The sequence below is a fragment of the Aurantivibrio plasticivorans genome, from assembly GCF_055392955.1.
The window spans coordinates 3,944,498-3,957,488 of sequence record NZ_AP036020.1 but is presented as its reverse complement, the minus strand read 5'-3'; the positions used below and the strand labels follow the sequence as shown (position 1 = coordinate 3,957,488).

Annotated in this window: 11 protein-coding genes; 7 read left to right on the top strand and 4 right to left on the bottom strand. The window is 47.3% G+C overall.

What is annotated here, in order from left to right; translation table 11 throughout:
- Nucleotides 1-3: 3 nt before the first annotated feature.
- The gene (locus ACZ5NB_RS17820; RefSeq protein ID WP_460234053.1) at nt 4-1,995 is read left to right on the top strand and encodes a pyrroloquinoline quinone-dependent dehydrogenase; all 1,992 of its coding nucleotides are present in this window, start codon (nt 4-6) and stop codon (nt 1,993-1,995) included.
- Between the two features lie 25 nt (nt 1,996-2,020).
- Here ACZ5NB_RS17820 and ACZ5NB_RS17815 read toward each other — a convergent pair whose 3' ends face one another.
- Nucleotides 2,021-2,731, bottom strand: a complete 711-nt coding sequence (locus ACZ5NB_RS17815) for a TetR/AcrR family transcriptional regulator (RefSeq protein ID WP_460234052.1) — start codon at nt 2,729-2,731, stop codon at nt 2,021-2,023.
- A 334-nt stretch (nt 2,732-3,065) separates the two neighbouring features.
- On the opposite strand from ACZ5NB_RS17815, the gene ACZ5NB_RS17810 reads away from it, so the two are divergent.
- On the top strand, nt 3,066-5,408 hold the full coding sequence (locus tag ACZ5NB_RS17810; protein WP_460234051.1) for an outer membrane protein assembly factor BamB family protein: 2,343 nt from the start codon (nt 3,066-3,068) through the stop codon (nt 5,406-5,408).
- Between the two features lie 40 nt (nt 5,409-5,448).
- Nucleotides 5,449-6,420 carry a hypothetical protein gene (locus ACZ5NB_RS17805; protein WP_460234050.1) on the top strand — a complete coding sequence of 324 codons (972 nt, stop codon included), beginning with the start codon at nt 5,449-5,451 and terminating at the stop codon, nt 6,418-6,420.
- Nucleotides 6,421-6,480: 60 nt separating this feature from the next.
- Here ACZ5NB_RS17805 and ACZ5NB_RS17800 read toward each other — a convergent pair whose 3' ends face one another.
- Nucleotides 6,481-6,891, bottom strand: a complete 411-nt coding sequence (locus tag ACZ5NB_RS17800) for a c-type cytochrome (RefSeq protein ID WP_460234049.1) — start codon at nt 6,889-6,891, stop codon at nt 6,481-6,483.
- Between the two features lie 379 nt (nt 6,892-7,270).
- Here ACZ5NB_RS17800 and ACZ5NB_RS17795 point away from each other — a divergent pair, with 379 nt between their 5' ends.
- Genes ACZ5NB_RS17795 through ACZ5NB_RS17780 form a run of 4 tightly spaced genes read left to right on the top strand, consistent with a single transcriptional unit; the run spans nt 7,271 to nt 12,068 of the window.
- Nucleotides 7,271-8,923: a DUF1592 domain-containing protein gene (locus tag ACZ5NB_RS17795; protein WP_460234048.1), complete on the top strand. Its 1,653-nt coding sequence runs from the start codon at nt 7,271-7,273 to the stop codon at nt 8,921-8,923.
- Nucleotides 8,924-8,941: 18 nt separating this feature from the next.
- Nucleotides 8,942-10,324, top strand: coding sequence for a DUF1552 domain-containing protein (locus ACZ5NB_RS17790; RefSeq protein ID WP_460234047.1), 1,383 nt, complete (start codon nt 8,942-8,944; stop codon nt 10,322-10,324).
- A gap of 10 nt (nt 10,325-10,334) precedes the next feature.
- On the top strand, nt 10,335-11,585 hold the full coding sequence (locus tag ACZ5NB_RS17785; RefSeq protein WP_460234046.1) for a hypothetical protein: 1,251 nt from the start codon (nt 10,335-10,337) through the stop codon (nt 11,583-11,585).
- 21 nt (nt 11,586-11,606) lie between these two features.
- A complete protein-coding gene (locus tag ACZ5NB_RS17780) occupies nt 11,607-12,068 on the top strand; it encodes a VOC family protein (protein WP_460234045.1) in 462 nt (153 codons plus the stop codon).
- A gap of 78 nt (nt 12,069-12,146) precedes the next feature.
- Here ACZ5NB_RS17780 and ACZ5NB_RS17775 read toward each other — a convergent pair whose 3' ends face one another.
- The gene (locus ACZ5NB_RS17775; RefSeq protein WP_460234044.1) at nt 12,147-12,467 is read right to left on the bottom strand and encodes a hypothetical protein; all 321 of its coding nucleotides are present in this window, start codon (nt 12,465-12,467) and stop codon (nt 12,147-12,149) included.
- 58 nt (nt 12,468-12,525) lie between these two features.
- Nucleotides 12,526-12,822 carry a hypothetical protein gene (locus ACZ5NB_RS17770; RefSeq protein WP_460234043.1) on the bottom strand — a complete coding sequence of 99 codons (297 nt, stop codon included), beginning with the start codon at nt 12,820-12,822 and terminating at the stop codon, nt 12,526-12,528.
- Nucleotides 12,823-12,991 lie beyond the last annotated feature (169 nt).

Here is a 12,991-nt window from a genome sequence, read left to right as displayed (position 1 = left end):
AGAGTGCAACAATTGAAACATAGAAAACTATCATCGCTGTTGTTTTTTTTGGCAGGTAATTTTGCATTAGCGGGATGCTCTGTAATCGACGACAGTACCCGTCACGCAAATGGTCACCAACAAACTGAATGGCGCTATTACGGCGGTGAAGCGAGCAGTAATAAATATGCACCGCTCGATCAAATCAATGCTGAAAACGTCAATCAACTGCAAGTCGCTTGGGTGTGGGATAGTGTCGACAATAAGCTAGTCGATAGCGCGACCCGTCAGCGACCGTCATATTTTAAAGCAACTCCGCTCATGGTTAATGGAAAGCTCTACACTAGTACGAGCTTAAACGTTATTGCGGCACTTAACCCTGCGACCGGTGAAACATTGTGGACATTTGACCCCGAAGCCTACACGCAAGGAAGACCACCCAACTCGGGCTGGCAGCATCGCGGTGTGTCTTATTGGGAGCAGGGTAATGACAAGCGAATTATTATTACCACTGGCGTTGGTGAGCTGATCGCGGTTAATGCAGACACGGGGTTAATCATCGACAGTTTTGGTAACGATGGGCGAGTTGATTTACAGGAAGGCATTACCCGAAACAAAAATGAACGCCGCATGATCGGCTACAGTGCGCCACCCGCCATTGTGAAAAATACAATTGTTGTTAACTGTACCGTGAGCGACGGTGTGCGCAGTGTCGAAACACCCACCTGTCACGTGCGTGGCTTCGACGTGGTTACAGGAAAACAAAAATGGATTTTTCATACGGTTCCGCAAGCTGGTGAGCCGGGGGTTGAAACGTGGCAAGACAATGCGTGGCAGTACACCGGTGGGGCCAATTCCTGGACTATGTCGAGTGTCGATCCGGAGTTGGGTTATGTCTATGTCCCAACAGGCACCCCCAGTAATGACTACTATGGAGGGCATCGTAAGGGCAGTACGGTTTACGCCGAAAGCCTACTTTGCATTGATGTCGAAACAGGAAAGCTGGTCTGGTACTTCCAAGGTGTTCATCACGGATTGTGGGATTACGATTTTCCAGCCGCCCCCAATTTGGTCGACATTACGGTTGAGGGCAAAAAAATTAAAGCAGTGGCGCAGATCAGTAAGCAAGGTTTTACCTATGTGCTAGATCGAGAGACTGGGGAACCCGTTTGGCCAATCGAAGAGCGACCTGTGCTTGCATCGGACGTTCCCGGCGAAGAGGCTTGGCCAACCCAGCCATTTCCAACCAAGCCGCCAGCGTTTGCCAAACAAGGTATCAGTGAAGATGATCTCATTGATTTTACGCCGGAGTTAAAAGCGACAGCCTTAAAAATTGTTGAAAACTACAAACTCGGCCCATTATTCACGCCGCCTAGTTTAGCCACTGAAACCAATCGCGGCACGATCCAAGTGCCTGCTGCTTCGGGTGGTGCTAACTGGGGTGGTGCTGGTTTTGATCCTGAGCTGGGCTATCTATTTGTTCAGTCAGCAAACCAGCCGTCTTTTGCAGCGTTGCGTGAAGGTGATGAAAGTAAAGGTCAGCCGCGTTATATGGGAGGTGGGCGATCGCCGGATATTAAGGCGCTTAATGGCTTGCCCTTATTGAAGCCGCCATACGGTACCGTCACTGCCATTGATTTGAACCAGGGAGAGATCGCCTGGCAGGTTGCGCACGGCAAGGGGCCAAAAGACCATCCTGCAATCAAACACTTAAACCTGCCGGACCTGGGTAATTCCAGTCATTCGTTTTTATCGAGTGGTGGGCCTTTAGTAACAAAAACCTTGCTGTTTGTTAATCAGGTACAACGTGAGTTCGATTCCTCTGCCTATTCCAAAACCGAATGGTATCTACGCGCTTTTGATAAGCAGACGGGTGAAGTTAAGTGGGTCGAAAAAATGAATGTGCCGCCTTTTGGTACGCCGATGTCATACAGCTATCAAGGTAAGCAATACATTGTGATGGCGACGGGGGGTGCGGGTGCGCCGGCTCAATTGGTAGCCTACGCGCTACCCTAAGCCGACAGCGAAAAACGAGCGTGGCTCAACTATTATTCTGTTGTTGGGCTGCGTTTAATTTGTCGAGATCGACAACACTGTTAACCCAAAACTCAAACGCTTCGAACACTGATTCCTTTTGTGTCATGCCGATTTTTTCGTAATTCGTGCGTTTGGCACAGCCCGCCATTAAAATAAAGTAAACCGACCACACGAAGTCGTGATTCAGCCCTTCTTTTAAAAACGGCGTGACGCGCTGTTTCATTACGGCCATACGTTGGTACAGCGAATCCACATACACCTTGCCGAGTTCTGGGTAATCTGATTTTAGATCGGTCCAAAATGCCGTTGAAAAACGTGCATCGTTATCAACCCAGATTTTTACCCATAAACGCAAGATTTCTAAGAGATCATCACCATAGTATTCGATGGGTTTATGAATACGGCTTTCCCAGCGCACAATCATCTCATGAACGATATCGTCCTTAGTGCGAAAATACTTATAAAACGTCTTTGTGCTAATGCGTAGCTCTTTCGCAATATCACCGATAGCGATGGAACGAATACCAACATGCTTCGCTCGTTCTGCAAACGCATCAACAATCTTATTGGGTAACGATTGAGGATCCTGATCGCTGATCTTGGAGGTTAGCAGAGGCATGGGTTTAGGTGCGGTGACGGTATTGAGTTCTGGCACAGGGTAATCTCGGTTTATTTCGCTTGCAGAATTATATCCTGATGTGCCGACCAGCTCCATGTTATCTATCCCAAAGATCCCTTTTGCAGAGATTGAGCATCAAATTCGCTCATCGTGGATTGAAAATATTTGTAAATTATTGCGTCCACCACACAGTAAAGGAAAAGCAGTGGGCTGCTCAATACCGCGCCAGCGCCCGTCAGATAAGGCTTGCTTTAGGGGGTTATCGTTGACAGTAATTTACGTGCGGACGCAGTAAGGCTTACCCCTGTTGACTTCTTGGTCCCGAGTCATAGAATCGGTGAAGGGAAAATACAATAAAAAATTAATTTTCTCTATCGACCAGAAGCGCTTTGTTCGTCTGCATTGGCGCACCACCTCAAGAGATATATCTATGTGGCCCTCTAGTTCTAATCCGTTTTTTAAAACCCCTACGCCGTTAGCTGTCGCAGGTCTATGCGCATTCTTACTGGGTTGTGATCAAACTTCGACGAGTGTTCAGACTGTTGATGCCCCTGTCTCAAAACAGTCTGTGCCCGCACCGGCAAAAGCGAATCCAAATTGGCTGACATGGGGAGGGGACTATGGCAACACGCGCTACTCGCCTCTGGCAGAGATTAACGGAGATAACTTCGCGGACTTAGAGGTAATTTGGCGTTGGAAGTCGATTGATGTTTTGGGTAGGCCAAACGGTAACTGGAAATCCACACCGTTGTATGTTGATGGTGTCCTGTATATCCCCACGGGCGCGACATCGGTCGCGGCTATCGACCCGGCAACTGGCGATACCTTATGGCTCTATACTCCAACACCTGAACATGTCGGAACACGACGTGCGAGTGGATCGTCGCGTGCAGTGTCCTATTGGACAGATGGTGAAGCGCAGCGGATTTTACACAATACCGTTGATGGCCGCATATTATCCATCGATGCGAAAACCGGTAAAGCGGATCCCAATTTTGGCGAAGGTGGCTACGTAGATCTCAACAAAAATCTTCTAGCGCCGGGTGATAATCGTGAAGTGGTCGATGTGGGTATTACCGCTCCAGGCGTTGTTGTTGGCGATGTTTTCGTTGCGCAAATTATCGGTAATGATACGCCAGCTAATAAAGTGGGAACGCCAGGTTATGTCCGCGGTTACGATGTACGTACCGGCAAAATGTTGTGGAAGTTCCACACTATCCCACAGCCAGGAGAATTCGGTCACGAAACGTGGGAAGAAGATTCTTGGAAATACACAGGTGCCGCTGGTGTGTGGACGATGATGTCTGCGGACCAAGAATCGGGTTATGTTTACCTGCCGGTGGAGAGCCCGACGAATAATTGGTGGGGCGGTCAGCGTCCCGGCGATGGATTATTTGGAGAAAGTCTCGTCTGTCTGGATGCAAAAACAGGTGAACGCGTGTGGCACTTCCAGGTGTTGCATCACGGGGTGTGGGATTACGATTTACCCGCAGCACCAATATTGCATGATATAGAGAAAGACGGAAAAACAATTAAAGCCGTTACCCTGTTGACCAAGCAAGGCATGAACTTTGTTTTTGATCGTGTCACGGGCGAACCTGTGTGGCCCATCGAAGAGCGGCCTGTACCAACCAGCATGGGTGTGCCGGGGGAAAAGCTTTCGGAGACACAGCCCTTTCCAACCAAACCTGCTCCGTATTCCAACCTGGGTTATCACGAAGAAGATCTCATTGATTTCACGCCAGAGTTGCGACAGCAGGCATTAGAAGAAATAAAAAATTACGTCACAGGGCCAATGTATACGCCGCCAACGTTGGTCGGTCCAGGAATCCCTACGAAAGGTACCGTGGTGTATCCAAATTATGGCGGTGGATCTAATTGGAATGGCGGTGCAGTTGATTTAGAAAACAACCGATTATTTGTTCCTACTCGAAACACCTACATGTCAATTGGTTTGCAACCTGCGGATCCGAATCTTACAGACTGGGAATACGTGACGAGTCGCCGTGCGTCGGTGCATATCGAATTGCCAAATGGCCTGCCGATTAATCGCCCGCCCTGGGCGTTGGTGACGGCGACTGACATGAATGCAGGTGAGCACCTTTGGTCGCGCCCTCTCGGCGGTGCGCCCGACCGTATTCGTAATCATCCGGCGCTACAAGGGCTAGGTTTGGATTTCGATAATATGGGCAACATTAGCATTCGACCTAGTCCGTTGGTGACTAAGACCGCAATGTTTTTAGCGGAATCAGCCAATATTGGCGGCGACCCTGGTACAAAAATGTTTCGAGCCTACGATAAAGATAGCGGAGCAGTCTTGAGTGAAATTGAGCTGCCGGCAAAAACGTCAGGGGCGCCGATGACCTATAGCCATGATGGCCGACAATATATTGCGGTAACTATTTCAACGCGCCAATATCCTGGTGAGCTAATTGTATTGGCTTTACCAAAAGAAGGAGAAGCCTTAGGTGTCGTTAAAAATGTTAAGCAAGACAAAGGTGGCAATAATAAAGAGAGTGTGAGCGCTACGCCGCAACAAATGGCAATGGGGAAAACGCTTTACGGACAATTTTGTTCAGGGTGCCATGGTGAGCGTGGTACTGGTGGCCCAAGTGGGGGTGCGCCTGCATTGACAGAGTTTACGGATTTGGCGTCGGTCAAAACCACGATTGAAAGTGGCTCGGCGGAAATGCCCGCGATGGGATCCGTTTTAACCGCTGAACAAATTGAAGCAGTATCTCGGTTTGTTGCCAAAGAATTTTCACGTTTATAAACATAACAGCATGACCTTAAAAATAACGAGAGGAAACACTATGTTCAACAAAGCAATGCTCGCTTTATCGTTTGGCATTTCCTTGAATGCTGTTGCTGAAAACTACACAGTGCCTACCAATATTTTTGGCCAGCCAGAAATTGGTGGGGTTTGGAGTAATGCCACCACGACTAAGTTTACTCGGCCTGATGAGTTTGGAGATCAGCTCATTCTAACGGAGGCGCAAGCGGCAAAGTTGGAAGGTAGAGCAGAGGCCTATCGTGCTGCCGGGAACAAACGCACAGACCCTAGCCAAGGTGTTTACGATGATGGCAATACCAGTGCAGGTTACAATCGTTTTTGGACCGATCCCGGCACTGGTGTTGTTCGTGTTGATGGAAAGCCGCGAAGCTCTATGGTGACTTTTCCGAAGAATGGCCAGCTACCAACACGTAAAAAGAGCGCGGCGCCCTATCCTCCACAGCGACTGGTCGCAGAAGCGGAGCGTTCAGATAACCCAGAAACTCGGGGGCTTTCCGAGCGGTGCGTTTTCTTCAATACCTCAGCGGGTCCGGTAATGCGGCCAACGCTATACAATAATAATTATCGTATTTCTCAAGGGCGGGATGCGGTTGTGATTGTTGTTGAAATGTCGCACGAAGCGCGCATTGTTCGCTTAAATGAAAAGCATAATCCCGTCGATCAAAATAAATGGATGGGTGATTCTGTTGGTCGCTATGAAGGGAATACATTGGTTGTTGAAACCATTAACTACAACGATCAACAATCATTTTATGGGGCGTCAGAGGACTTGAAAGTAACAGAACGATTTACGCGTGTTGCGGATGATCGTTTGCTGTATCAGTTCACCGTGGAAGATCCAAAAACATGGTCTGAACCATGGGGCGGTGAATATGAATTCTGGGCTTCTCCAGAGCAATATGAATATGCCTGCCATGAAGGCAATATCGGCCTTGAAGGTATTTTGGCTGGTGCTCGTGCAGAAGAGCGGCGCGAGAAAAGCCAAAAATAACTACATGCAATGATCGGGTAGGTGGAAAAAGCGAGCATATGCTCGCTTTTTTTTGCAAAACTATTTTCGGGGAGGCGGCAAGATCTCAAGAAATGCAACGATGTCGGCTCGCTTTTGCGGGTCATCAATGATTTGAACCATCTGCGTGCCAGGAATAAATTTTTGCGGTGCAATTAAAAAGCGACTTATGTTTTCTTTGCTCCAAGTCATAGGTTGTTTGGCTTTGATGGCATCGCTGTAGTTCGGATAATTGGGCTCGCTAGCCACCGTACGTCCAATCACGCCGCGCAAGGTGGGCGCTATGGAAACGCCGTGGCACCCCTTGCAAATAGCGTTATATATCTTTGAGCCAGATTTTACGTTGCCAGTGAGCGCTAAGGCTGGATCGTCGTTGTTGCCTGTGGCGAGAGCCGAGGACGTCAACAGCATTAGGGCGTTGTATGCGGCAATCTTTAAAATGGTGTGGGGCATGTATTTATCCTATGGGCTTAAGGGCGAAAATAGTCGCGAACCTCAATTGTAAAGTTGTGTTGACAGTTGCAAATGGTTGATTTTGATATCGGGTTTTAGGTCGCAATAGGCGCCTTTGGTCATAATATGTCGGATTTACAAACCTTAATCTAAAACACATAATCAGTAGACCTAACATCATTGACTTTCCGGTCGCTGAAGATACAATTTTTTAAATCGAAAATAAAACGATAATAAAATTTTCCACGAATTCCAAGCAGACTCGTTCTCGTATATACCTTCGGCGAGCACGCCCATCGACAGGCTCTTCGAGATCAAGGCTAACGCGACCCACTTTCTATCTTGTGGGATATAACATCAATAAATAGTAGGCCGAACTATGTTTAAACCCCGTCTAACAACCTGGCTATTAGGGGCAACGCTGAGTGCGTTAACCATGGCTGATGCTATGGCTAGTGCATCTCAAAGCATTACCGTGGCTGCCCGACGCTTGAATGAATCTGAGTATCGCCACTCAATAACGGATATTTTTGGTGAGCAGATTAAAGTACAAGCCCGTTTTGAGCCGGAGAAGCGAGAAGAAGGTTTGCTAGCATTAGGCAATACGGTGCTATCTCTGACGTCGTCAGGTTTTGAACAGTATTTTAATTTGGCTCAAGACATTAGTACTCAGGTGCTGTCTAGAGACGATAAGGCCGGTTTGCTTGCGTGCATGCCTGAGTCGTCAACGACTATGGCGAGGGACTGTGCAGAACAATTTATTCGCGATTACGGTGAGCAGCTTTTCCGCCGGCCATTGAGTGACGCGGAAGTAGAGGCACGACTAGAGACGCTGATGGCGGGCGCTCGCCAAACTGAAAATTTTTATGCGGGCTTGGAGTTGGCACTAAGCAGTTTATTGGTTGCGCCGGAATTTTTGTTTCGCATAGAAACAGCAGAACCTGATCCAGATCGCGTCGGTGAATATCGACTTGATGCCTATTCGAAAGCATCCCGATTATCGTACATGTTCTGGAATACAACACCGGACAAAGAATTGCTGTCCGCTGCGGCGAGTGGTGCGATCCATACAAATGAAGGCGTTAGTGAACAAATTAATCGACTAGCGTCCTCGCCACGATTTCGTCAAGGTTCGCGCGCCTTTTTTGCTGACATGTTGCAGCTCGAAGGTTTCGCAAACATGGTCAAAGATTCGAACATCTACCCCAAGTTTAATCCCACTGTCGCCGACAGTGCTCGCGAGCAAATGCTAAAAACATCAGTGGGTTTGTTGGTGGATAAGGATCGCGATTACCGCGAATTGTTTAGCTCTAACGAAACCTACATTAACCGTGCACTGGCGTCGATCTATAAAGTGCCTTACCCATCAAAAGAAGAATGGGTTCCCTATACATTTCCCGATGAGTTAGAACGTGCTGGCATCCTCACGCAAGTTGGATTTCTTTCTCTGTTTTCTCATGCCGGAACCTCATCACCGACACGTCGTGGGATCAAAATCTTCGAAATATTTATGTGCGAGCCAACGCCAGATCCTCCCGCCGACGTAGACTTTTCAAAAGTCCAAGCACTCGGTACCGGTACTGTGCGCGATCGTTTGTTAGATCATATGGAAAATACTGGCTGTACGTCATGTCACAAACGCAGTGATCCGCCGGGCTTGGCGCTTGAGCACTTTGATGGCTTAGGGCAGTTACGAAAATATGAAAACGGTGTGTTGATTGATGTGAGCGCTGACCTCTATGGCAAAACCATGGTGGGTGCAGAGGGACTTGCAGATTTTCTCCACGATGATGAGCGCATACCTGCATGCCTTGTGCGTAATGTCTATGCATACGGTACCGGTAAAGTGCCTGATTTTTGGGATGAAGAATATCTTGAGGAGCAAACATCAGTGTTTGCTGATCAAGGTTACAAATTTCGTTCTCTGATGAAACAAATTGCCTCAACACCTGAATTTTTTGCAACAGAAATTCCCGAAGATGTTGCTGCCCGATTAATGCATGAACCTGCCACCGCGCAGCTCACTCGATAACAAATTTGGAGAAACCGTATGAGTCGTCATCTAGAAAAGAAAGGCTTTAGTCGCCGCTCCGTTTTGCGAGGAGGTTTGCGTGGCATGTTGGGTGGTACGGCAGTCAGCCTGGGGCTACCCATTTTGGATATCTTATTGGATGAAAATGGGAAAGCATTCGCTGACGGTGCAGCATTGCCGACGCGTTTTGGATCCTATTTTTGGGGCTTGGGATTAACGGATACACCTGCTGGCGGTACTCGTTGGGTGCCAGAAAAAACAGGTTTCGGCTACGACATAAAGCCTGAACTTGAGTCTATCGCGCACCTTAAAGATAAGGTCTCAGTGTTTTCCGGTTACCGCGCAATTACCGACGGTAAAGCTAATCTCGTGCATTGGAGTGGTCACGCCTCGATTTTATCGGGTGCAGCTCCGGGTGCGAATGGTCGTTTTGATGCGCCTTCGTTCGATACAAAAATTGCCGACGCTATCGGCGGATCGTCTCGCTACAAAATGATTAACGTAGATGCGTCCACATCACGACAGCCCGTTAGCTATTCAACGCGGAGTGGTACAACATTCGCGTCGCCAGAAGTCACGCCGTTAGGTTTATATATGCGGTTGTTTGGTGATGGTTTTCAAGATCCGAATAGTGACAACTGGCAGCCTGATCCATCAATCATGTTGCGTCAAAGCGTATTGTCAGCGGTAAAAGATCAGCGTCACGCGCTGATGAAATCTGTTGGTAAAGAAGATCAGATCCGTTTAGATCAATACTTTACATCACTGCGAGAACTTGAGAATCAGCTCGAAGTACAACTTCAAAGGCCAGAAAAATGTGAGGCGTGCGTTATCCCCGATGCCCCTAAAGAAACACCACCTTCTGCATCTATTGAAGTTGTTAATGCGAATACCAAGGTGATGGCTCGTCTACTTGCGATGGGCTTAGCGTGTAATCAATCGCGTGTATTTAACTTTGTACACACAGCGGGTACATCAGAAACCTATATTGGTGGTCAAAGTAAAATTTATCACCAAATTACTCATGATGAACCAACCGATGCTACGTTAGGTTATCAGCCAATTACCAGTCAGCTCGCTGGCATGGTGATGCAAGGCTTCGGTGACTTCTTAACAGAGTTTGAAAATATCAAAGAAGGTGACGGCACCTTGCTCGACAACTGTTTAATCATGGGCTTCAGTGATACCGGTTACGCAAAAATTCACTCCATCGATAATATTCCAATGTTTTTCGCCGGTAGTGCAGGTGGTCGACACAAGGCTGGTCAGCATGTTCATACAACAGGTGAGTCCGTGACGCGCGTGTCGTTAACAGCCATGCAAATCATGGGCGCGCCGGTCGGTGAGTTCGGCCAAGGTACGATGAAAACCGCGAATCCAGTTAGTGAAGTCATGGCGTAAGGAGTAACTAATGAAAAAAATAATTTCCTCCGCCGTTACGGCGTTGCTTCTGCCTGCTGTTGCTAATGCAGAGTGGACGAAAAGTTATGTCATCGAGTGGAATGAACCAGCGATGTACTTTGGGGGTGTCGACGGCAGCATCACTAACCCCGGTAAAGATTGCCCAAAGGGCGTTAACCCGGAGTTGGATTGGATTAAAGTGCTAACCAACGCTGGGTATAGCGAAGAAGAGGCTAAGTGGATTCGTAACCCTGCAAATCCAACTCGAAGTCCAGTTCATGGTCAAAACCAGGTCGCGTTTCGCGGTAAAGATCGTGCTAATGTCTATGTTCATCCCGAATCCTACCCTGACCCTGGTTTGTATCCGATGGAAGGGCAGGTTGCCGAAGGGTTAAACCTCGACGGTGATGATTCCACGGGTTTGACTAGCCCAGCCGGTAAAAAAGGCATCGACAATGTATTTTACGAAACCTTAGGGTGTTGGAAGTCATACCGCGGTCCAGAACGCCTATCCAGTGGTGCGTTGCAATTTAATGATGCAATGCGAAATGGCGCATGGACAACTGTTGTTGTCGTCCATGGTCGAGGTAAAGATCCACTGAATGATAACAATGTAGAGGTGGGTTTTTATCTCAGTGATGACGATATGGTTAAAGGTGGCAATGGGGAAATCGCGCCGGACTATACTTTTGTCGTCAAGCCTGACGCAAAATATGAAGCTATTTTTAAAGCAAAAACTGAAAATGGCGTCATTAAAACTAAAAAACCTAGTGAGCAGGTCATGTTGCGTGACCCCGGTTACACTCGTGACCTTGAATTGTTAGATGCACAGCTAGAACTTGTCATGAATGAAGACGGCACTTTGCGCGGTTACGTGGGTGGCTATCGACCATGGATGAAAGTCTATCAAGGTTGGGTTGATGCGCGAGGGCCGGTCATTGAAGCGCTGACTTGGGTTGAACTTCCAGCCGTTTATTATGCTTTAAAGCGTACCGCAGACTATAAGCCGAAAGGAGCAAAAGGCCCGAATACGCACATTTCTTATGCGCTGCGTATTGATGCAATTCCTGCTTATGTAATGTCGCCTGATGCTCACAATCAAGTGGCAAAAATTAAATCTTATAAAGCGCTAGTGGATGAACCGCCTCAGGTTGCGCGGGCGACTCGCTTCCGCGTGATAGATGGTTTGGTACCACTACCCGACAAAAGCCTAAAGTACGGCCCAGATGTGGATGTCTTCGCGTCACGTAAAACTAACTAAGAATAAAAAAGTGAATCATCGATGAAAAAAATAAATAGCATATTGTGTTTAATTGCTAGCCTAGCGTTGGTTAGTGTTTCCAGCGGGGCTGTTGCAGAAACTAAGGCGGAAAGCAGTACACGATTAGCGGCGGTTGCGCTGAATGTAGTGAGTTTGGAAAAGGCCACCGCATTCTATACAGATGTGTTTGGCATGATCGTGAAGCGAAACATTACTAATGATCAAATGAGTGAAAATATCATGGCCTTCCCCAGCGGTGAAGGTGCTAGTTTGGTGTTGGTGCAATATAAAAATCGAGAGGTAGTCGACAAGAAGCCCGCCCGCGTTGTGTTCTATGCGGCCGACCCGGTTGCTATTGTCAATAAAGGGGTGTCGCTTGGGGCGGAAGTAATTCGCAAGCCACAAACTAGTGAAAGCATGAAGACAGTTATTGGAATTATGCGCGATTTAGATGGCTACCCAGTGGAAGTGATTCAGCGATAAATTACTAGTGATTCACCGATAAAGCACTATCAAAAAATGGCCTCTTGTGAGGCCATTTTTTATTTGAATATTAAAGTGTTAATTTTTCGTGATTGTTGCGCTAGCGATTGTTGGGCTGGAAATAGTGGGCCGAGTATCGCGCATCGCGTGACTGACAAAATTAACGCGATTGGCGAGTTTTTCTTCCGCCCAAATAAGCTGCGTGTTAAACCGGTGGTGCCTGCCGCGTACCTGTTGTACTTTGTGACGTACGGAGTCACTCGCGTAAATTAGCAGCGATAAGCCAATAGCCATAAAAATAATACCAATGGGTATTGGAGAGAAAAGAAATATCACACCAAGCATGATAAAAATCCATGCCATGCTGAGTTGTAGCAAGTGTTTTACTGCTTTTTTCACAATACGCTCTTCAATAAAAATGCACTAATGCGCCGGTCCACTGGTCAAAGTTTTCAGGCTAATTTTTTGCAAGCTTGGCGCGCAAAGTAAGTGCTTCCGAATCGGAATTGATTTGCCGTTCTATAAGATTAATGAGATCTCGCCTCGTTACGGTTACCCAACGTTTATTGCCTGCCGATGCAACCAATAAAATAGAGCTAAACACAGCTGCCAACATGGTGTACTCAAAGTGAATAGCCAGGGCTTCTGTTACGATTATCACGCACAAGGGTATTAATGACAGAACTGTTAATACCTGGGATGCAAACTCTTCCTTTTTGGCTTTTAAGAATATTTTTAAATCGTCTTCAGACATTCTTACCACTCCTGTGTTATTAATATTGTTTGTTTACTCCATTGCTGGGACGGTTTATCTAAACGCCGAGTCTATCACGATGCTGTTGAGTGCTTCCAATAGCTATTCAATAGTTATCAGAGCTAATGGTTATAAGATAAACCTCTTGGAGTTTGGCTCATCAGGAACT